This is a genomic window from Kluyvera sichuanensis, assembly GCF_040930405.1.
Lineage (GTDB): Bacteria > Pseudomonadota > Gammaproteobacteria > Enterobacterales > Enterobacteriaceae > Kluyvera > Kluyvera sichuanensis.
This window is the reverse complement of the sequence record NZ_CP162271.1, coordinates 829,366-850,709: the sequence shown is the minus strand read 5'-3', so window position 1 is coordinate 850,709 and position 21,344 is coordinate 829,366. Positions and strand designations below refer to the sequence as shown.

Here is a 21,344-nt window from a genome sequence, read left to right as displayed (position 1 = left end):
TGCGTGACTTTTAGCAACAAAATTTACAACCTGCGCAACAAGCTTCACGGAATATGCACTGAGTACTGGTGGCAACTGCTATAGTTAAAGGGCTTTTTCCGTGAATAGAATATTCAGGAGAAAAAAATGACTTCAATGAAAAAAATGACGGCTGCTGTTTTAGCGGTAACGCTGGTAATGTCGCTGAGTGCATGTTCTAACTGGTCCAAACGTGACCGTAATACCGCGCTGGGTGCCGGTGCAGGTGCAATCGGTGGTGCCGTGTTAACGGACGGTAGCGCGCTGGGTACGCTGGGCGGCGCAGCGGTAGGTGGTATTATCGGCCATCAGGTCGGCAAATAAACCGCAATTCGAATATCAGGGCTCCGATGAGAATCGGGGCCCTTTTTATTTTATCGCGAATGATGGTGATATCTTACTCCCTCTCCCTTTTTAAGGGAGAGGGTTGGGGTGAGGGTTATTGCGCGGTATTTGAAAAAAAAGCCTTTCATTTCAGATCCAGCCGTTCCCCCTCACCCTAGCCCTCTCCCCAAAGGGGCGAGGGAACGGTATTATGTCGTCTTTGGTTCAGCCGCCAGCCAGCTTGACCTTCATCCCTTTGGCTTCCAGCAGCGTTTTGAGCAAATCGCGCTTGTCGCCCTGAATTTCAATCACGCCGTCTTTCAACGCACCGCCGCAACCGCATTTCTTTTTCAACTCGGCGGCAAGTTTGGTCAGCTCATCGTCGTTGAGATCGATACCGGTGATAAGACAAACGCCCTTCCCTTTACGCCCGCTGGTCTGGCGCTGAATTCTCACCACGCCGTCGCCTTTCGGACGCACCACGGCGGCTTTAGGCTCATCGATACGGCCGGTTTCCGTCGAGTAGACCAGACGGCTGTTGTTGTCGCTCATTAGGCCCCCAGATTCAGCGATGCATTAATGTCGCGCAGCGTTTGCGCCGGGTCGGCGGATTGCGTAACCGGGCGACCGATAACCATATAGTCTACGCCTGCGGTCAGCGCCTGCTCTGGCGTCATAATACGACGCTGATCGCCGGCTTCGCTGCCGGTTGGGCGAATGCCCGGGGTCACCAGCTTAAATGCCTGGCCCAGTTCCTGCTTAAAGCGAACGGCTTCCTGTGCCGAGCACACCACGCCATCCAGACCACAGTTTTTGGTCAGCGTTGCCAGCTTCAAGGCGTAGTCCGCCGGAGACAGTGCAATGCCCAGGTCTTGCAGGTCGCTAGACTCCATGCTGGTCAGCACGGTAACCGCAATCAGCAGCGGCGCATCGGCGCCAAACGCCGTCAGCGCTTCACGCGCCGCGGTCATCATTCGTGCCCCGCCGGATGCGTGTACGTTTACCATCCAGACGCCCAGATCTGCCGCCGCGGCAACCGCATGGGCGGTGGTGTTCGGAATATCGTGGAATTTCAGGTCCAGGAAAATCTCAAAGCCACGCTGCTGCAGGTCACGCACAAACTGCGGGCCAAACAGCGTAAACATCTCTTTGCCCACTTTTAAGCGGCAGTCACGCGGGTCAATGCGATCAACAAAGGCGAGCGCGTTGTCGCGATTATTGTAGTCAAGGGCAACAACAACGGGAGAGGTGGTGACAACACGAGAAGAAGATGAAGCAACGGACATGACTGGACCTTCTTATTGATGGGCACGCGGGGTGCGGAAAAGGTAAACGGGCAGCATTCTACCTGCGTGACCGGGCAGGCACAATGCCGAGGGCATGAACGAAGGAGGAAATTAAAGTATGTTGTAACTAAGTGGGCTATTTTTCACAAGTTATTGGCCGTCCAGCCCGCGAATCGGCTTAATGGTCGACCAGGAGCGGCAGGATGGACAGTGCCAGTAAAGCGTATAGGCGGTAAAGCCGCACTTCTGGCAGCGATAGCGCGGCTTGCTGCGCACCTGTTCGCCGACCATGTCGCGCAGCACCATCAGGCTCTCTTTGGCGCGCCCTTCTTCCGCTTCGTTGAGGTGGTAGTCCATCAGCTTGTGGAACACGCGCATGGTTGGGTGACGCTGCAGCTGGCGCGTGACATAGGTTTGCGCCGCTTCTCCGCCTTTACTCTGTTCCATCACCTGCGCCAGCATCAGCTCCGCCGTGGCACCGGTGTTCTCTTCCACGCAGCGCTGGAGGAAATGCTCCCACTCTTTGTCTTTGCCGAGCTGGTGATAGCAGGTTTGCAGCATTTCCAGGGTTTCGCTGACCAGCTCTTTATCCTGGTCAATCACCCGCAGCAGGCTGTCCATCGCTTTGGCGTAGTCGCCTTTCGCCATCCACGCACGCCCCATCATAATGGACACTCGCGCGCTTGACGGGTCGGCCGCCGCGCCGCGCTTGAGCAGCGACATGGCTTTATCGAGCTCGTCATTGCCCATCTGCTGCAGCGCCAGCTCGCACCAGAAGTGAGCGATGTCGCCGCGATGTTTATCTTTACCCAGCTTCACCAGGCGCTCGGCGGTATCGATAGCCTTTTGCCAGTCGCTGGTAGCCTGGTAGATTTGCAGCAGCTGCTGCAGCGCGCTGATGCGGAAGTCGGTTTCGTCTACCAGCTGATTAAACATGTCTTCGGCACGGTCATACAGCCCAGCGGCCATATAGTCACGGCCCAGTTGCTGCACCGCCAGCAGGCGCTGGTCATAGGTCAGAGAGGCGCTTTCCATCAGCGTCTGGTGGATGCGGATAGCGCGGTCCACCTCGCCGCGTGAGCGGAACAGGTTGCCCAGCGTCAGGTGCGCTTCCACGGTGCCGGTATCCTCTTTGAGCATATCGAGGAACAGGTCAACCGCTTTATCCTGCTGGTTGCTTAAAAGAAAGTTCACCCCTGCCACGTAGTCACGCGACAAGCGGTTCGCTTCGTCCTGTTTGGACTGTTGTGCACTTCTGCGGCCCATATACCAGCCATAGGCTGCTGCTACGGGTAAAAGCAGAAACAACAACTCCAGCATGTAATTATTCCTTCGCCGCCGGAACGGCCGGGGTTACCAGTGCCGTCGCGTCGGGCGTCATTTGATGTTCGAGTCTTTTGATTTTACGTTCGGCACGCAGCAGCGAGACGCGCACGCGCAGCCAGAACAGGCCGCAGACCAGCCAGCCAATCGCGAAGCCCACGGCAAACAGCACCGCCAGCAGCGTAGAAATTCTGAATTCGCCCTGAGCAAGCAGGTAGTTGAAGGTTACCAGCTGATCGTTTTGTGCACCCAGCGTCACCGAAATGACAAAAATCGCTAACACCAATAAGAAAATGAGTAGGTATTTCACATGACTTCCCGTTATGTGGCTTTGGCAGTGTCGACACCGCACCCAGCCTTATAAAATAACATCTTCACCGCGACGACGAAATGGAAAAGCGCACTGAGAGGCTTAGATCTGTGGTTAGCCACGATGGAAATCAACCCTTTCCCCTGAATTCTCTTCGCCGCGCCCGCGTTTATGCCGTTTTTTCCAGCGGCCCACACCAATAGCGCACCAGCCAACAGGCTACCGTTGCCAACAACCACGACATCACCGTCGCCACCATCAGATCCAGCGGCCAGTGCATGCCCAACAGTAGACGACTGCCCATCACGCCTATCGCCCAGGCCATCGCCAGCGCCACCGTCAGCACCTGACGACGCGGCCACAGCAGCCCCACCATCAGCAGCGCCCAGGTCGCCGCAAACATGGTGTGACCGGAGGGAAAGGCGAATCCGGTCTCTTTTTGCCAGTGATGGCGTAAAAAGCCCGGAATATCATTTTGTTGCGCCAGCTGTTCTTTCACCAGCGCCGCCCTTTCTTTACGCTTTAAAGTGTAGAACTGTGCGACGGGAATTTGCTGCGTTTTTTCCAGCCAGACCACAAAAGGCCGTGGTTCCTGCACCTGCTCCTTTACCAGCGATTTCGCCCCCTGGCCCAGCAGCACGGTCGCGCTGAGTACCAGAACCAGGATAATCGCATTGCGCCGCCCAGGCCGCAACATCACGATAACCAGCGCGCACAGCAGCAAATGGGTAATAAAGCCCCACGGTTGGGTCACGGTTTCCGTTATCGCATACAGCGCGTGTAGCCCCCATCCGCTCGGCGCTGGCAGCCACTGCCAGCCGGAAAGCCACACCGCCAGCGGCATCAATAACAGTAGAGCGGCGGCAATGGTCGTTCGTCCCGCGATGGTGCGCATTTCTCTTCCCTCTTGCATCAATGTCATCGTCCAACCTAAGGATAAAGTGTCAAATTTGTGCGCTTTACGAGCGGTCACCCGCGCACAATTAGGTGAAGTAAAGCACGTTGTGGCAAAATAAGGAAAACAGAAGGCGCTGATCGCGCTGAGATAATCTGGAGAATCACATGCAGCTTAAACGAGTGGCAGAAGCCAAACTGCCAACCCCCTGGGGCGATTTCCTGATGGTGGGCTTTGAAGAACTGGCAACCGGACACGACCACGTCGCGCTGGTTTTTGGTGATATTACCGGGCAGACCCCGGTGCTGTCGCGGGTTCACTCTGAGTGTCTGACCGGCGATGCACTTTTCAGTCTGCGCTGTGATTGTGGTTTCCAGCTTGAAGCCGCGCTGTCGCACATTGCGGAAGAAGGCCGTGGGATCCTGCTGTACCACCGCCAGGAAGGCCGTAACATCGGTCTGCTCAATAAAATCCGCGCCTACGCGCTGCAGGATCAGGGCTATGACACCGTTGAGGCAAACCACCAACTGGGTTTCGCCGCCGACGAGCGTGATTTCACCCTGTGCGCCGATATGTTTAAACTGCTGGGCGTAGACGCCGTGCGTCTGCTGACCAACAACCCGAAAAAGGTTGAGATTCTGACTGAAGCGGGCATCAACATCGTTGAACGTGTGCCGCTGATCGTGGGCCGTAACCCGAAAAACGCCCACTATCTCGATACCAAAGCGGCCAAGATGGGGCATTTGCTCAATAAATAAGGTCGTAGTCGCCGTTTATCACTAAACGGCGACCTCTTTATTCCCTCTGCTTAAAGTGAAATATTCAGCTCGCTCTCGGCATCAAAAATATGGCATTTTGCCATCTCAAAGCGGAACCACACCTGGCTATTCAGCCCGGCATCCAGAATCGACTTCACCTGATCGGAAGGCATTCGCGCCGTCAGTTCAAAATCCCCTACCTGCAGGTAGAGAAAGAACTCGTGGCCCATATTCTCAACGCGGATAAGCGTGCCCCGACCGCCGCCTTCAGCAAACGGCTGCGTTGAGACGTGAACGTACTCGGGGCGAATCCCAAAGCAGACCGCTTTATCGACGTAGTGCGCCACCTTCTCCTGCTGCTGCGCGTTAAGCGGTAGCGTGTCATGGCCGACGGTGATGTGCAGACCGTCATCTTTCCGCACAATACTGGCCGGTTTGATGTTCATCTCCGGCGCGCCGATAAACCCGGCCACGAACATATTTTGCGGATAGTGGTAGAGATTATCCGGCGTATCAACCTGCATTATATGGCCAAGTTTCATCACGCAGATACGGTCGCCCATGGTCATCGCTTCGGTCTGGTCGTGGGTGACGTAAACGGTGGTCGCCGGTTTACCGGAGCGTTTGAGCGATTTATGCAGATCGGAAATACGAATACGCATTGACGCGCGCAGTTTGGCATCGAGGTTCGACAGCGGTTCATCGAACAGGAACACGTCCGGCTTTTTCACAATCGCGCGGCCTACCGCCACGCGCTGCGCCTGGCCGCCGGAAAGCTGACGCGGCAGGCGGTCAAGCAACTCCTCCAGTTCAAGAATTTTCGCCGCTTCGTTCACCTGCGCGGCAATCTGCTCTTTCGGCAGCTTGCTCAGCTTCAGGCCAAACGCCAGGTTCTCGCGCACCGTCATGTGCGGATAAAGCGCATAGTTCTGGAACACCATTGCAATCCCACGCTCTTTCGGCGGCAGGTTGTTGACAATCTTCTCGCCAATGCGCACCTCCCCGCCGCTAATGGTTTCCAGCCCCGCCAGCATGCGTAAAGTAGTCGATTTGGCGCAGCCGGACGGGCCGACAATCACCATAAACTCCCCTTCCGCAATCTTAAGGTCGATACCATGTACCGCTTTGAAGCCGTTGGAGTACACCTTTTCCAGTTTATTGAAAATCACTTCAGCCATGATAGTTCCCTCTTAACCTTTAATTCCGCTGCTGGAGACACCCTGGACGAAGTAGCGCTGCGCCAGGAAGAAGACAATGATTGACGGCAGAATCGAGATACTCGCCATCGCCAGAATTTCGTTCCACGGTGCGCCTTCGGTCACGTCGATGGACATTTTCAGCGCCAGTGCAATCGGATATTTATCCACGCTGTAGACGTAAATCAGCGGGCCGATAAAGTCGTTCATCGACCACATAAACTGGAACAGCGCCACCGAGATAATCGCCGGTTTAAGGATGGGCACCACCACGTACCACAGCACCTGCCAGGAGCTGCAGCCGTCAATCTGCGCCGCTTCTTCCATGTCACGCGGTACGCCGCGCAGGAACTGAATCAGCATAAAGACGAAGAACCCTTGTGTGGCAAACGCCGTCGGCAGATAGAGCGGCAGATAGCTGTTAAGCATGCCCATTTCGCGGAACATCAGGTACTGCGGGATCAGCAGCACCGTGCTCGGCAACAGCATGGTGGCAATCAGCGTGGCAAACCAGAATTTCTTCCATGGGATCTCGAAGCGGGCAAAGCCGTAGGCCACGATGGTTGAAGAGACAATGGTCAGAATAACCTTCGGAATCACATATTTGAAGGTGTTAATCATATAGTGACCGAAGTCGTATTCCGTCCCCGTTTTCCAGCCGTTGATAAACCCATCCCAGGTAGCATGAACCGGCCAGAGGTTCAGGGTAGTGAAAATTTCGTGGTTCGGTTTAAACGATGCCGAGAACATCCACGCCAGCGGATAGAGCATCATCAGCCCAACCACCAGCAGAATGGTATAACGCAGCGACCGACTCACTTTTTCGCGGCGCAGCGTGCGGGCCACTTCACGTGCGGCCTCCTGCTCGGTCGCAGACATGGTTTGCAGATCAGCCATTTTTGCCTCCCTTATCGGCGGAGTAGAAGACCCAGTATTTCGATGATTTGAAAGCTACGGCCGCAAAGGCAGCCACCACCAGGAACAGGACCCACGCCAGCGCAGCGCCGTAGCCCATATCGAAATATTTAAACGCGGTATCGTAGATATAGAGCGAGAACAGGTAGGTATAGTAGGTCGGGCCCCCGCCGGTAATCACATACGGGCCGGTAAATTCCTGGAAGGTCCCACTGGTCTGCATAATAAAGTTAAAGAAGATTACCGGCGTAATCAGCGGCACTGTCACCTTGAGGAACATCTGCCATTTCGACGCGCCGTCGATCATCGCGGCTTCATACTGCGACTGCGGGACGTTTTGCAGCGCCGCCAGGAAGATCACCATCGCCGAACCAAACTGCCAGACGCGCAGCAGCGTAACGGAAATCAGCGCCAGCGAGGGTTCACCCAACCAGTTGATCGGATCTACGCCGATCGCCCCCAGCATGCTGTTGAACAGGCCGTCGATGGCGAACAGCGCTCGCCATAAGACCGCAATAGCTACCGAGCTGCCAAGAATCGACGGGATGTAGTACGCGGTGCGAAAGAAACCGATGCCCCGCAGTTTGAAATTAAGCACGAAGGCAATGCCCAGCGCGAACGCCAGTTTGACGGGAATGGTCAGGAACACGTAGACAAAGGTCACCGCCATGGATTTCCAGAAGAGTGGATCTTCCGTCAGCATGTAGCGATAGTTTTCAATGCCGTTAAATTCCGGTGGACTCATTAAATCGTACTGGGTAAAACTCAATAAAAAAGACGAAATAAAGGGAAAAGCGGTAAACACCACTAGCCCTATTATGTACGGTGAGATCCATGCCAGCCCTAATAACTTATTCTCGTTCATAGATTCCTCTAATATAATAAAGATATCTTGCACAACGACCCGCGTTAACGGTTTGCATAGTGATCTTTATCACATTTAATATTGTCTGATTAATTTTAGCTGTGAACTCCAGCAGAATAATGAAAAAACATTTCATTTTTTAAAAATTAAAACCTATAGTCGAAAAATAATCTTTCTTCTGAAGGCTATTGCTATGGCATTGCGTCGTCACTCCACCTATTTTCCTGAAAATGCATCATTGATGATTAAGCACATCGCTGACCAGGATGTCTGTCCGCTGCACGCCCATGACTTTTATGAAATGGTTTGCGTCTCATCCGGCAGTGGGATGCACGTCATTGACGGGATCTCGTGGCCTATCAGCTGTGGTTCGGTATTTATCGTCTCGCCGAATGAAGAGCATTATTTTGAGAAAGTTGAAAAACTGTCACTGCTCAATATCCTCATTCATCCGGATTTTCTCACCGAGACGCTGCTGACGCTGCTAGCTGACTTCGCGCCAAATAAACAATTTATGGCTACCCATCAAACCATCGTACATAGTGCATTTTATACCAACCTATTAAATGAAGAATTAAACAAAGATTTAGCCTGGCGCTCCATTATGCTGGAAACGTTATTTACGCAACTCGCCGTATTTTTACAACGTGGTCACGTGAGTCAAACCTCTCATCGCTGCGCCAAGGAAGATTCAATTATCTATTTGCTGAATTATTTGCATCACAATTATGCAAACGATCAATTAAGCATTGATTATCTGGCACAGAAATTTAATATTCAAAAGCGCATGCTGGAGCGAAAAGTGCAATCTATTACCGCCCTGACGCCCAACGATTACATCACCCACGTTCGCTTATGCCATGCGATGAATCTGTTGGTCACTTCGGAACAGTCCATTACCGATATCGCCTACCTGTGCGGTTTTAACGACAGCAACTACTTCTCCCATCGCTTCAAACTCTTTTTCGGCATGCCGCCGCGCACGGTACGCAAGTACGGGCTGTTCCCGCTGATAAACCACCGTACGGCTCTCCAGTCCTGAGACCAGGAGCCGTTGCGGCTTAGATAAACAGATTCTGATACTCGATCAACGCCAGCATCGCCATCGCCTGTCCATACGGCATGGAGGTGCGTTCGATATTGCGGTAGTAGTCGAGATCTTTGCCCATTCCGGTGCCGAAAGAGACGTTTGCCAACTCGCCCTGCGGCGTAATCTGGCGCATGACCCCTTCCGCCGCCGCCACCCCGGTCGCCAGGAAGCGTTTATCGATATAACGCTTACGAACCGCTTTCAGAATGCCGTAGGCAAAACCTGCTGAGGCGGAAGATTCCAGGTAGGAGGTAGGATCGTCCAGCAACGTATGCCACAGCCCGCTCTCTTTATCCTGACGTTCCGCCAGCGCGGCTACCTGACGTGAAAGCTGCCCTAACAGGAACTCGCGCACTGGGTCGCCCTGCGGGAGGTCAAGCATCTCAATAAAGTCAGGGATCGCCACCGTCACCCAGCTATTACCGCGCCCCCACAGCGCTTTGGCATAGTGATGTCGGCCTTCGAAATTCCAGCCGTGGTACCACAGCCCCGTAGGCGCATCGCACAGATACTGCGAATGCAGCAGGAACTGCCGTTTGGCCTCTTCAACCCATTCCGGGCGATTCAGCACCAGGCCCGCTTTCGCCAGCGGCATCACGCTCATCATCAGCGTGTCGTCCCATAGCTGCTGATGGTGCGCATAGTTAAAGGTCATATGCTGCAACCCGCCCAGCTCGGTGCGCGGCATCTCGTACATCACCCAGTTAGCCCAGCATTCGATATAGCGCTTCCACGGGGTGTAGCCGTTCTCTTCATACACTGAGGCCAGGGTCAGCATTGGCGCCATGGTGTTGACGTTTTTGGTTGGCGTGCCTTCACGGAAACGATCCGTAAACCACTGTTCGATAATCGCCAGCCATCGCGGGTCGCGGGTTTGCTGCCAGTACTGCCATAGCCCGTATAGCCCCACACCGTGGGTCCATTCCCAGCCGCCCCACCCTTTGGTGTCAACCACGCGCCCATCGGCCAGCGTCATCAGAAATGCGCCGTTTTCGTCGCGAATATTCACCAGCGCATCGATCAGTTTTTCGGTCATCAGCACCGTTTCATCGACGCTAAACTGCAGTTGTTTCCTCTCCATGAACTCCCCTTACTTCGTCGGTGCATGTTTACGCAGCGCGCGTTTCGCCGTGCGTTCAAACTCTTTTGCTGCATCTTCAGCGCTGATTTTGCCGTAGTCGATCCGCTGGGTGAGATCCAGCCAGTACTGTTCGATCTCCGGATTTTTGAAGTACGGCGAGACGTAGACGTTGTCCGACGGCATGCTTTCCACCAGCTTCAGCCCGGTGATCACCGGGTCGTTCGGCTGCGCCATATCGGTTTTCACCACGAAGTCCGCCGCCGCTTTACTGACCGGGAAGCCGCGTTCCAGCCCCATTAGCTGCACGCCTTCCGGCTGGTTGACCATAAAATCAAGCAGCATGGCCGCCTCTTTCGGGTGTTGCGTGTTACGGCTGATAGCAAAGATCATCGATGGTTTAATAAACAACCCCGCATCTTTAGCGCCCGGCAGCAGCGGATAGGGCCCGACTTCCAGCTTCGCCGGCGGCGTCAGGGTGTCTTCATATTTGGCGACCGCCGAGCTCATCAGGTTCGAGCCGCCAAATTCGCCATTGATCCACGGTTTCATCTCAAACGGCTGCGCTTTGCCAAAAGATTGGATGTACTTCTGGCTTGGCAGAACATGCTCGGCGACCAGTTTCTGGTAGATCTGTACAAATTCCAGCCACTGGGCTTCGCTGTAGGTGAACTCGCCTTTTTCATTGAGCATCGGCTGGTTGTACTTCTGCACCATCCACGAGTTGATTAGCTCCATTGAGGTGGTGACGATCGCCGGGTAGTAGTTATCGCCGAGCTTCTCTTTAAACACCTGTCCGGCGGCGAAGAGTTCATCCCAGGTTTTTGGATAAGCCAGTCCGGCTTTCTTCCAGGTTTCCGTGTTGTAGTAAAGAATGGGAGCCACCAGCGACACCGGCAGCCCCTGCACTTTGCCATTGACGGTGACGGTGCCAAGCTTGCCCGCGTAGTTATCCAGCCCCACCTCTTTGCTCAGTTGGTTGAGGTCGTAAAAGCCGTTGCCCGAGCGTGAGAACACCTGAATCCAGCTCCAGTCGAGCTGCATCACATCGGGTTCATTCTTCCCGGCAATCTGCGTGGAAAGACGTGACACAAAGCCATCCCAGCCGGTGTACTCCGCTTTCACCTTGATATTCGGATGCGCCTGCTCAAAGGCGCGAATGGTTTTCAGGGTGTTCTGGTGACGGGAGTTCGCTCCCCACCAGGCCACACGCAGCGTCACCGTGTCGCTGTCGTCCGCAAACGCCGGGGCCGTACACAGCAGGCCGCTACAGGCGAGCATTAACGAGAAGGCAATCTTTTTCATTTCGAGCTTCCTTTCAGTAAAGGGGCAATCTCTGCCAGATAGACGGCAGGCAGGCCGTCGCGGTCAGAGGTGTAGAGCACGTGGCTTAAATCCGGGCTAAAAGAGGGATGCGGGTGGCTCGCCTGGCACTGCCCGTCAATCACGCGCCAGGAGGTGTCGTGACGGGTAATTTTGCGTGTTTGCTTTTGGCCTGGCTCAAACAGGTAGAGCCACGGATCGGTTAACGCCGTGTAGCCGCCCTCATCGGTTAAATCAACCGGCGTGCCGCAGCCGTCGCCGACCAGTAGCGAGCCGTCGTAATTACTCATCAAGTGCGAACAGGCAGGCATTTCCATCACCTTCTCGCTCTGTGCGCTGCCGGCCAGCGTCTGGCAGATATGGCGTTGATGCGTCTCTTTATTCAGCGAGACGAAAACGATGCGTGAACCGTCAGGCACCCAGAATTCATGGGTGAAGGTTTCCACTTCCGGCTGGCTTACCGGCGCCGAAAGGCCGGTCTGGCGATCGTACAGCCAGATGCGGTTGCGAATCAGGTCATGCGGCCCTTCATGGCAGTACATGATGGTATTGGTGTCATTCGGACGAAAGCCAGGGTGGCCCAGCCAGCGCGGCTCTTCAAACAGCACCTCCGAATGCCCGCTGGCAAGATCGATAACCTCGCAGCGGGTGGTCGGGTTCAGGTGATATTGCCGCTGGAAATCGTTCCAGTCGTTCAGCGGGATCCAGGTATCCGCTGACAGCGACATGCCGATCATCTTGCTGCCAGTACTGTCCGGTGCCCAGGCGCTGGTGCTGACCCACTGCGCGGGCAGCTCGTAGAGCACCTCTTCGCGTAGGGTATCCAACTCAACCCTGACAATATGGCGGTTGTGGCGCATAAAGATCAGGGCGCGGTCATCTTCGGTGATAAAGCCGTCAAAGCTGTTGTCACCCGGCCCTTCCGTCAGTTGACGCAGGGTATGCTGTTGCAGATCCAGCAGCCAGTAGTTCCAGTTGCCATCATCGACGCCGCCAATCAGCAGCTGCGTGCCCCCCTGCAGAAAGCACTTCTGATAGAAGTAGTTGCGGTGAAAAATACGATCCCGCGGGGTTAGCCGGACCACGCGAGCGTGCGTGACGGGGTCAATTTCAGATGTAAACGTCAGTGGAGTGACATCACCCTTTGCCATAGTGTCCTCAATGTCAGGAGTTGTCGGGTCGGTTCAAAGGCATCTCAGGATGCAAATTCTCCCGTCAGTCTTAGCTGACAGGATCAGCTCACAGCATGCCGGGGCGTACCGGCAATAACCTTTGAAATAATGACAAAGCCCGTTACCGGATGACGCAATAACAAAGGTTTCAGCGTTATCATGAATAATTTCAGGCATGCTCACATTCTTAACACGATAAATATCTTTCTTAGCTTTCCCGACAAAAAATCAAAATAGTTGGTGATTTTATAAAGGTTTTAACGTCGTAGCAGATGCTTAACTACGTGCGTTCATTTAGCGAAAGCTTGCCAGTAGTGGCAATTAATACATCGACAGGCTCACGCAGGATAAACCGAGTGCATTGTGTAATGCATTATTCAAATAATAATGAGGGAAGAATTGTTATGTTATCCGGTAAATACCTTATAGCAGGTTGCGTCTTATTAACCAGCAACGTTGTGCTGGCTGAAGAATATACCTCTCCGATCCGCTCACTCAGCCTTGATTACCGGCATGAGTATCGCGTTCGCGACCGTACCCACTACGACAAGCTGAACATGTCTGCAGCACTGCCGGACAATTATAATTTTGCGATTGAGACCAAATACAAAACCGGTGGTGATGACCCACAGGATAAATGGTATAACGACCCGGTTATTAACGCCGTAGAATTAACGCTATCGAAATCCTTTACCTTCGGTAACTTCAAGATTGCGCCATTAATTCAGCCAGAATTTAACAATGAAAGAACGGAATGGAAATTTGGCTTTGTGCCATGGTATACGTTTAATGAAAATTGGGCTGTCGGCGGGATGTACCGTTTTGAAATGACCGATTATGCCAACGATCCCGACTGCGGATATAACGGGGATAAATCCTGTAGCACCAATAAACACCGTACCGTAAACCGTGGCGACCTTTATCTGCGCTACACCCTCGACCGTTTCTCCACAACCTACAAATTTATCTATAAGCACGGCGATGAGATTCTGTGGGGGAACCAGCATTATGACTACGAGCAGGAGTGGCAGTTCGACTACACCCTCGGGGATAAAAAAGAGTGGAAGCCGTACGTCACCTTTGGCGACATTGGCCGCTCATCCCGCTCTACCGAACGTCAGTTCCGTCTGCGTATGGGGGTGGTCTACACCTTTAAATAAGCAGAAAACCTCTCACACCGGATGGGTGTGAGAGGCGGGTTTCTGTTCAACGTGCCGCTCTCATTTTCTTTTGCTTCTGTTATTGCCATCGTCCGTTTTGGGGCCAGAAATCGGCCCCTTTTTTTATCCCAGCATGTTACGAATAACGTAGTGCAGGATGCCATCGTTCTGGTAGTAGGTTAGCTCCGTCGCCGTATCAATACGGCAGCGACACGCCAGCGTCTGCTGCTGCCCGTCCGGCCGGGTGATCAGCACCGGAATGGTCGCCCCCGGCTTCAACTGCTGCAGTCCGGCGATATCGATCTGCTCTTCACCGGTTAGCTTCAGCGTTTTACGATCTTCCCCCTGCGGGAACTCCAGCGGCAAAATGCCCATGCCAATCAGGTTCGATCGGTGAATACGTTCGAACGATTCGGCGATCACCACCCTGACACCCAGCAGGCGCGGACCTTTTGCCGCCCAGTCGCGGCTGGAGCCTGAGCCGTACTCTTTCCCGGCAATCACCGCCAGCGGCGTACCCTGCTGCTGATAGGCCATCGCGGCATCGTAAATCGACATCACCTTGTCGCCCGGTAGCAGGCGCGTCATGCCCCCTTCCACGCCGGGAACCATTTCATTGCGAATACGAATATTGGCAAAGGTGCCGCGCATCATCACCAGGTGGTTACCGCGGCGGGAACCGTAGGAGTTGAAATCGCGGCTGGCAACGCCGTTGTCCTGCAGGTAGCGGCCTGCTGGGCTGTCGGCCTTGATACTGCCTGCCGGCGAGATATGGTCGGTGGTGACGGAGTCTCCCAGCATCGCCAGCACGCGTGCGCCGTGGATATCCTGTACCGGATCGGGCGTCACCCCCATTTCATCAAAGAACGGCGACAGTCGGATATAGGTGGAATCATCCTGCCATTCATAGGTGTCGGAAGCAGGAATGTCGATCGCCTGCCACTCCGGCGTTCCGGCAAAGACCGCCGCATATTCTTTGTGGAACATCCCGGTAGAGACCTGCTGCACCGCTTCGGCTATCTCGGCGCTGGTCGGCCAGATATCTTTCAGGTAGACCGGGTTCCCCTTGCTGTCCTGCCCCAACGGGTCGTGGGTCAGATCCACCCGCATATTCCCGGCCAGCGCGTAGGCTACCACCAGCGGAGGCGAGGCCAGCCAGTTGGTTTTCACCAGTGGGTGAATACGGCCCTCAAAGTTACGGTTACCGGAAAGCACCGCGCCAACCGTCAAATCGCCCTGCTTGATGGCATTCTCAATCGGATCCGGCAGCGGGCCGGAGTTACCGATACAGGTGGTACAGCCATAGCCGACGAGGTTAAAACCAAGCTGATCAAGATAAGGCGTAAGACCCGCATGGGCCAGGTAGTCAGAGACTACCTTCGACCCTGGCGCCAGCGAGGCTTTGACCCACGCTTTTGGCTGCAAGCCCAGCGCGACGGCTTTTTTCGCCAGCAGGCCAGCGGCCATTAGCACGCTAGGGTTCGAGGTGTTGGTACAGGAGGTAATTGCGGCAATCACTACCGCGCCTTCAGGAAGCGCATGCGTTTCGCCGTTAAGCGTAAAGTCGACGGCGTTTTTCCCCGTTGAACCCTGGTTTACCGCCAGTTCGGTCGTGGCGTTAAACGCCTGCGGCACCTGAGCCAGCGCGACGCGATCCTGCGGGCGTTTCGGCCCGGCGAGGCTGGCTTCAACGTCGTTCATATCCAATGCCAGCGTCTGGCTGAAGACCGGTTCATCGCCCTTGCGTCGCCACATCCCCTGCGCTTTCGCATAGGCTTCAACCAGCGCTACCTGCCCGTCGCTGCGTCCGCTGAGGCGCATATACGACAGGGTAATGTCATCAATCGGGAAGAAGCCGCAGGTTGCGCCGTATTCCGGCGCCATGTTGGCAATCGTGGCTCGGTCGGCCAGCGGCAGAGAATCCAGCCCGTCACCGTAGAACTCGACAAATTTACCCACCACGCCAAGCTTACGCAGCATCTGCGTGACCGTCAGCACCAGGTCGGTGGCGGTGATCCCTTCGCGTAGCTTGCCGCTGAGCTTAAAGCCGACTATGTCAGGAATGAGCATGGATACCGGCTGCCCCAGCATCGCGGCTTCCGCCTCAATACCGCCCACGCCCCAGCCCAGTACGCCAAGGCCGTTAATCATCGTCGTATGCGAATCAGTCCCGACCAGGGTATCGGGATAGGCAACCCATTCATCGCCCTGCTGCTCGCTCCACACTGCGCGCCCCAGATATTCCAGGTTTACCTGGTGGCAGATCCCGGTGCCCGGCGGCACGACGCGGAACTGACTGAAAGCCTGCTGCCCCCAGCGTAAAAAAGTGTAGCGTTCGTGGTTGCGAGACATCTCCAGGCGCACGTTCTCATCAAACGCCTCGTCATCGCCAAAACGGTCCACCGTGACCGAGTGGTCAATGACCAGGTCAACGGGCGACAGCGGGTTCACTTTGCGGGTATCCCCGCCGAGGCGTTTTACCGCTTCGCGCATGGCGGCGAGATCGACCACCGCCGGCACGCCGGTAAAGTCCTGCATCAGGACGCGGGCGGGACGATAGGCAATTTCACGATCGGCATGGGCCTGTTTAAGCCACCCTGCCAGCGCCTGAATATCTTCAGCGGTGACCGAATCGCCATCCTGCCAACGGAGCAGGTTTTCCAGGAGAACTTTGAGTGATTTTGGCAGGCGGGTGATGTCACCCAGGGTCTTAGCAGCCAGCGGCAGGCTGTAGTAACGGTAGGTTTTATTATCGACCTGTAGTGTATCCTTGCAGGTCTCTCGTAGTGTTGACGACATAGCTCCTCCTTAAATGGCGGGAATTGCAGTACTCTGACACTCCTCATGGTCCTTACACTAAATCATTCGAGTTGCATCAAGGCGGCAAGCGAATGAATCCTCAGGAGCGTACACAAGTACGTGACTGAGGTGAATGAACGCAGCCAACGCAGAGGCAACTCGAAGGATGACGTGTATTTAAAAGATAACACATTCAGTGGATCACGCCGGAAAAGGGCTCAGATTGATAAATTCAATCAATGGGTTATTAAGAATAACATCCGGATGGAATTAATAGCAGGAAAAGGATTTATTTCGTTTGGCGGCGTGAAAATGAAAGTAAAAAATAACCATAAAGTTATTGTTTCTTATTCTCATCCTGATTGAAGAGATCGATAAACTCTTTTTGGTCGCGGGTCAGATTCCATTCATCAGGAATATTGACCTTACTATTTTTGTCATCTTGCGGTTTTTTTTCTACCGGAGCGGAGGGCTTCACCGGCTTGACGCGTTCAGACGTAAGCACGGTTAGCCCCAGATTTTCCAGACCAGCAGCGCTACCGCTACCCAGAACAGCGCAGAGCCGAGGAATACGCTCAGCCAGGCTTTGCGTTTCACACGAGAACCGTTATTTTCTGACACCATTACTGCCCTCTCACAATCGATATTACTTATCATTTTCACACCAATCAATTGTTACAACTAATCATCGTTGAGATAAATCCTAAGTAAATTTTAAGCAAAAATCCAGAGGTTTTACGAATATTACATGGAGATTAATTTAATCTTTTGAGCTCAATGAGATATTTGAAAAGAGAAGTTTGCCTAACCCTAAATTTATTTCTACTTTTGCTACGTCATGAGTAATAGAAACAATTCTTAGTCAGGGTTTTGCGCGATGTGGAAGGGGAAAAAGGCGTGGTGGAGCAAGGATATAAGTGAACCCGCCTCTTCCAGGAAGAGGCGGATAATTAAATCAGACTTATTTTTCCGGCAGCTTAATATCTTTAAACATGGCTTCAATGTCTTCATTCGAGCGCAGCGCTACGGCGGTATCGACCACATCACGCGTCAGGTGTGGTGCAAATCGCTGAATAAAATCATACATATAGCTACGCAGGAAGGTGCTGCGACGGAAGCCAATTTTGGTGGTGCTGTGGCTGAAAATACCTTCTGCATCCAGCTTAACCAGATCAGGGTCAGAAACAGGATCGACGGCCATGCTGGCAATTACCCCCACCCCTAATCCCAGACGGACGTAGGTTTTAATCACATCGGCGTCGGTGGCGGTAAAGACAATACGCGGCGTCAGTCCGGCGCGGTTAAAGGCGGTGTCCAGCTCGGAACGCCCGGTAAAACCAAAGGTGTAGGTGACCAGCGGATACTGCGCCAGTTCCTCAATGGTGACAGACGTTTTGGAGGCCAGCGGGTGTTCCGGCGTGACGACAATCGAACGGTTCCAGTGATAGCAAGGCAGCATCACCAGATCGTCATACAGATGCAGCGCTTCGGTAGCGATGGCAAAGTCAGCATTGCCTTTAGAGACCGCTTCGGCAATTTGCGTAGGCGACCCTTGATGCATGTGCAGCGATACGCGTGGGTAACGCTCGATAAAGCCTTTAATCACGCCCGGCAGCGCATAGCGAGCCTGAGTGTGGGTGGTCGCCACGTACAGCGAGCCTTTATCAGGCCAGGTATGCTCACCGGCAACGGATTTAATCGCATCCACTTTCGACAGGACTTCACGCGCGATACGGATGATTTCCTGGCCCGCTGGTGTAACCTGCGTCAGATGCTTACCGCTACGGGCAAAAATCTGAATCCCCAGCTCATCCTCCAGCATTCTGACCTGCTTACTGATACCCGGCTGCGAGGTGTACAGACCTTCAGCGGTGGAGGAGACGTTAAGGTTATGATTGACCACCTCAACGATATAGCGGAGTTGCTGTAATTTCATGCGGTTGTATCCAGTCTGCGCTCAGGAATCGGTCATAAAGACGATTTAATCATAAGAAATGCATTGGCTATAACCACTATATCATTTATAGCAAGTGTGTATAGATGGAAACAAAAAATAATAACGAGGTTATAAAAAAGGGCCGCAAATGCGGCCCTTTGTGATGCTATTGGCAAAAAACGCTACTTTTTCGCTTCAACCCATTTACCGTCAACGAAGAACGCTGACCAGCCGGTCGCCTTGCCTTCTTTCTCAGAAGCGACGTACTGCTGTTTGGTTTTACGGCTAAAACGAACCATCGTTTTGTTGCCCTCCGGGTCCTGCTGAGGCGCGTCGGCCAGATAACGCAGTTTTTCCGGCAGACGATCACGGAAGCGGAACAGCTCTTCTACCAGCGGCGCGCGGGTTTCACGTGATTTCGGGAAGGTGTTGGCCGCCAGGAATACCCCAGCAGCACCGTCACGCAGCACAAAATACGCGTCAGACTTCTCGCACGGCAGCTCTGGCAGCGGAACCGGGTCTTCCTTCGGCGGAGCCACTTCACCGCTACGCAGAATTTTACGCGTGTTCTTACACTCTTCGTTGGTACAGGCCATGTACTTACCGAAACGCCCCATTTTCAGGTGCATTTCAGAACCACATTTCTCGCACTCAACGATCGGGCCGTCATAGCCCTTAATGCGGAACTCGCCCTCTTCAATCTCGTAGCCGTCGCAGGTCGGGTTATTACCACAAACATGCAGCTTGCGTTTCGGATCGATAAGATAGCTATCCATCGCCGTGCCGCACTTCTGGCAACGACGTTTGGCGCGCAGCGCGTTGGTTTCCGCGTCATCGCCTTCCAGTACGTTCAGTACTTCGTTTTCCGGCACCAGGTTAATGGTGGTTTTGCAGCGTTCTTTTGGCGACAGCGCGTAGCCGGAGCAGCCAAGGAATACGCCGGTGCTGGCGGTACGGATACCCATTTTACGGCCGCAGGTCGGGCAGTCGATGCTGGTCAACACCATCTCGTTCGGCTGCATGCCGCCCTCTTCTGGCGGTTTCTCAGCCGTTTCGAGCTGCTTGGTGAAATCACCAAAGAACAGATCCAGCACCTGCTTCCATTCGGCTTCGTGGTTGGCCACGCGGTCGAGGTGGTCTTCCATCTGCGCGGTAAAGTCGTAGTTCATCAGCTCGCGGAAGTTCGCTTCCAGACGATCGGTGACGATCTCGCCCATTTTTTCCGCATAGAAGCGACGGTTTTCGGTACGCACATAGCCACGGTCCTGAATGGTCGAGATGATCGACGCATAGGTGGACGGGCGACCGATGCCGCGTTTTTCCAGCTCTTTAACCAGCGAGGCTTCACTAAAGCGAGCAGGCGGTTTGGTGAAGTGCTGTGCCGGAGTCAGTTCAACCAGGCTTAGCTTATCGCCCTGGTTGACCATCGGCAGCGTGCGGTCTTCATCGCCTTTACGCAGCGCAGGCATCACTTTGGTCCAGCCGTCAAAGCGCAGGGTACGACCACGCGCTTTGAGTTTGAAATCACCCGCTTTCACGGTCAGCGTGGTGGAATCGTACTGCGCTGGCGTCATCTGACAGGCCACGAACTGGCGCCAGATCAGCTGGTACAGCTTCTGCGCGTCCGCTTCCATATCTTTCAGCGCTTCCGCCTGAACGGAAACGTCGGAAGGACGAATCGCTTCGTGCGCTTCCTGCGAGTTTTCTTTGCTGGCGTACTGATTCGGGTTCTCCGGCAGGTATTTTTTGCCGAAGTTATCGCCGATAAAGTCGCGAACCATGTTTACCGCATCCTGACTCAGGTTGGTGGAGTCGGTACGCATGTAGGTGATGTAGCCCGCTTCATACAGACGCTGCGCCATCATCATGGTTTTCTTCACGCCAAAGCCCAGACGGGTGCTTGCCGCCTGCTGCAGCGTGGAGGTAATAAACGGCGCGCCAGGCTTGCTGCTGGTCGGCTTATCTTCACGCTCAAGGACGCTGTAGCTGGCTTTTTCCAGCAGGCTGACCGCCGCCATCGTTTCGTCACGGTTGACCGGACGGAACGGTTTATCACCCTGGTGGGTGACTTCCAGCGGCAGCGCATCGCCGCCCGGCGTGGTCGTGCTGGCGTCAATTTCCCAGAATTCTTCCGGCACAAACGCTTTAATTTCGCGTTCGCGTTCCACTACCAGACGAACCGCCACGGACTGAACGCGACCGGCGGATAAACCGCGGGCGATCTTTTTCCACAGCAGCGGCGAGACCATGTAACCCACAACGCGGTCCATAAAGCGACGCGCCTGCTGAGCGTTAACACGGTCGATATTCAGCTCGCCCGGCTTTTCGAACGCCTGACGAATCGCATTTTTCGTAATTTCGTTAAACACCACGCGGCTATAGCGTGATTCATCACCACCGATCACTTCCCGCAGGTGCCATGCAATGGCCTCCCCTTCGCGGTCAAGGTCAGTTGCGAGATAGATGTGGTCGGCTTTTTCCGCCAACTGTTTGAGTTCTGATACTACCTTTTCTTTGCCTGGCAGCACTTCATAGTGTGCAGCCCAGTCATGCCATGGGTCGACGCCCATGCGGTTAACCAGCGCGCCTCGTTCATCCTTTTTAGGCTTTTTGGCCGTTTTGGTGGAGGTAGAGTCAGCGCTCTTTTTGGCGGCTGAGCCACTTGTCGGCAAATCGCGGATATGACCGACGCTGGACTTAACCACGTAGTCATTACCCAGATACTTATTGATCGTTTTGGCTTTTGCCGGGGACTCAACGATAACGAGAGCTTTACCCATATTCACCTTACCTAATTTGATTCTTCCAGGAATACATCGCACATGTTCCACATTCCACTGGCGACAAGCCTTGTATGTTGCGGCAATACCAATGGATATCAACCCTTTACCGACTG

20 protein-coding genes are annotated in these 21,344 nt (G+C 54.1%); 4 read left to right on the top strand and 16 right to left on the bottom strand.

Going from position 1 to position 21,344, the window contains the following annotated elements; translation table 11 throughout:
* Positions 1-126: 126 nt before the first annotated feature.
* Positions 127-342 (top strand): osmotically-inducible lipoprotein OsmB, encoded by a 216-nt coding sequence (gene osmB / locus AB2B48_RS04175; RefSeq protein WP_035896313.1) that lies wholly within the window; start codon positions 127-129, stop codon positions 340-342.
* Between the two features lie 225 nt (positions 343-567).
* On the opposite strand, the gene yciH is transcribed toward osmB, so the two are convergent.
* The 5 genes from yciH to pgpB all read right to left on the bottom strand — a co-directional run bounded on the left by yciH (position 568) and on the right by pgpB (position 4,156).
* The gene (gene yciH, locus AB2B48_RS04170; RefSeq protein WP_185666047.1) at positions 568-894 is read right to left on the bottom strand and encodes a stress response translation initiation inhibitor YciH; all 327 of its coding nucleotides are present in this window, start codon (positions 892-894) and stop codon (positions 568-570) included.
* Positions 894-1,628 (bottom strand): orotidine-5'-phosphate decarboxylase, encoded by a 735-nt coding sequence (gene pyrF / locus AB2B48_RS04165; protein ID WP_220440557.1) that lies wholly within the window; start codon positions 1,626-1,628, stop codon positions 894-896. Before pyrF ends, yciH begins: the two co-directional genes overlap by 1 nt.
* Before the next feature lie 150 nt (positions 1,629-1,778).
* Entirely contained in the window at positions 1,779-2,948 is a 1,170-nt protein-coding gene (lapB, locus tag AB2B48_RS04160) for a lipopolysaccharide assembly protein LapB (RefSeq protein ID WP_333498386.1), read from the bottom strand.
* A 4-nt stretch (positions 2,949-2,952) separates the two neighbouring features.
* A complete protein-coding gene (locus tag AB2B48_RS04155; protein WP_368300877.1) occupies positions 2,953-3,261 on the bottom strand; it encodes a LapA family protein in 309 nt (102 codons plus the stop codon).
* Positions 3,262-3,430: 169 nt separating this feature from the next.
* The gene (gene pgpB / locus AB2B48_RS04150) at positions 3,431-4,156 is read right to left on the bottom strand and encodes a phosphatidylglycerophosphatase B (protein WP_368300876.1); all 726 of its coding nucleotides are present in this window, start codon (positions 4,154-4,156) and stop codon (positions 3,431-3,433) included.
* Positions 4,157-4,323: 167 nt separating this feature from the next.
* On the opposite strand from pgpB, the gene ribA reads away from it, so the two are divergent.
* Positions 4,324-4,914 (top strand): GTP cyclohydrolase II, encoded by a 591-nt coding sequence (gene ribA, locus AB2B48_RS04145; RefSeq protein ID WP_185666043.1) that lies wholly within the window; start codon positions 4,324-4,326, stop codon positions 4,912-4,914.
* Between the two features lie 50 nt (positions 4,915-4,964).
* Here ribA and AB2B48_RS04140 read toward each other — a convergent pair whose 3' ends face one another.
* From AB2B48_RS04140 to AB2B48_RS04130, 3 genes are read right to left on the bottom strand one after another with little or no spacing between them, the layout of a single operon-like run.
* Entirely contained in the window at positions 4,965-6,092 is a 1,128-nt protein-coding gene (locus tag AB2B48_RS04140) for an ABC transporter ATP-binding protein (RefSeq protein WP_368300875.1), read from the bottom strand.
* 12 nt (positions 6,093-6,104) lie between these two features.
* Positions 6,105-7,007, bottom strand: coding sequence for a carbohydrate ABC transporter permease (locus tag AB2B48_RS04135; RefSeq protein WP_333498390.1), 903 nt, complete (start codon positions 7,005-7,007; stop codon positions 6,105-6,107).
* The gene (locus AB2B48_RS04130) at positions 7,000-7,890 is read right to left on the bottom strand and encodes a carbohydrate ABC transporter permease (protein WP_035892909.1); all 891 of its coding nucleotides are present in this window, start codon (positions 7,888-7,890) and stop codon (positions 7,000-7,002) included. The genes AB2B48_RS04135 and AB2B48_RS04130 overlap by 8 nt, the downstream gene beginning before the upstream one ends.
* A gap of 193 nt (positions 7,891-8,083) precedes the next feature.
* On the opposite strand from AB2B48_RS04130, the gene AB2B48_RS04125 reads away from it, so the two are divergent.
* On the top strand, positions 8,084-8,932 hold the full coding sequence (locus AB2B48_RS04125) for a helix-turn-helix domain-containing protein (RefSeq protein ID WP_185666040.1): 849 nt from the start codon (positions 8,084-8,086) through the stop codon (positions 8,930-8,932).
* 19 nt (positions 8,933-8,951) lie between these two features.
* On the opposite strand, the gene AB2B48_RS04120 is transcribed toward AB2B48_RS04125, so the two are convergent.
* The 3 genes from AB2B48_RS04120 to AB2B48_RS04110 are packed head-to-tail and all read right to left on the bottom strand — an operon-like array spanning position 8,952 to position 12,532.
* Positions 8,952-10,061 carry a glycoside hydrolase family 88/105 protein gene (locus AB2B48_RS04120; RefSeq protein WP_185666039.1) on the bottom strand — a complete coding sequence of 370 codons (1,110 nt, stop codon included), beginning with the start codon at positions 10,059-10,061 and terminating at the stop codon, positions 8,952-8,954.
* A gap of 9 nt (positions 10,062-10,070) precedes the next feature.
* Positions 10,071-11,363: an ABC transporter substrate-binding protein gene (locus AB2B48_RS04115; protein WP_185666038.1), complete on the bottom strand. Its 1,293-nt coding sequence runs from the start codon at positions 11,361-11,363 to the stop codon at positions 10,071-10,073.
* Positions 11,360-12,532 carry an oligogalacturonate lyase family protein gene (locus AB2B48_RS04110; RefSeq protein WP_185666037.1) on the bottom strand — a complete coding sequence of 391 codons (1,173 nt, stop codon included), beginning with the start codon at positions 12,530-12,532 and terminating at the stop codon, positions 11,360-11,362. Before AB2B48_RS04110 ends, AB2B48_RS04115 begins: the two co-directional genes overlap by 4 nt.
* A 425-nt stretch (positions 12,533-12,957) precedes the next feature.
* Between AB2B48_RS04110 and AB2B48_RS04105 the strand changes: the two genes are divergently transcribed.
* On the top strand, positions 12,958-13,713 hold the full coding sequence (locus AB2B48_RS04105) for an oligogalacturonate-specific porin KdgM family protein (protein WP_185666036.1): 756 nt from the start codon (positions 12,958-12,960) through the stop codon (positions 13,711-13,713).
* 123 nt (positions 13,714-13,836) lie between these two features.
* On the opposite strand, the gene acnA is transcribed toward AB2B48_RS04105, so the two are convergent.
* The 5 genes from acnA to topA form a co-directional block, all read right to left on the bottom strand.
* Positions 13,837-16,512, bottom strand: a complete 2,676-nt coding sequence (acnA, locus tag AB2B48_RS04100; RefSeq protein WP_368300874.1) for an aconitate hydratase AcnA — start codon at positions 16,510-16,512, stop codon at positions 13,837-13,839.
* Positions 16,513-16,849: 337 nt separating this feature from the next.
* Entirely contained in the window at positions 16,850-17,017 is a 168-nt protein-coding gene (locus tag AB2B48_RS04095; protein ID WP_185666034.1) for a hypothetical protein, read from the bottom strand.
* A gap of 2 nt (positions 17,018-17,019) precedes the next feature.
* Positions 17,020-17,136 (bottom strand): YmiA family putative membrane protein, encoded by a 117-nt coding sequence (locus AB2B48_RS04090; RefSeq protein WP_220440560.1) that lies wholly within the window; start codon positions 17,134-17,136, stop codon positions 17,020-17,022.
* A gap of 337 nt (positions 17,137-17,473) precedes the next feature.
* On the bottom strand, positions 17,474-18,448 hold the full coding sequence (gene cysB, locus AB2B48_RS04085; RefSeq protein WP_185666032.1) for an HTH-type transcriptional regulator CysB: 975 nt from the start codon (positions 18,446-18,448) through the stop codon (positions 17,474-17,476).
* 182 nt (positions 18,449-18,630) lie between these two features.
* The gene (gene topA / locus AB2B48_RS04080; protein WP_185666031.1) at positions 18,631-21,228 is read right to left on the bottom strand and encodes a type I DNA topoisomerase; all 2,598 of its coding nucleotides are present in this window, start codon (positions 21,226-21,228) and stop codon (positions 18,631-18,633) included.
* Positions 21,229-21,344 lie beyond the last annotated feature (116 nt).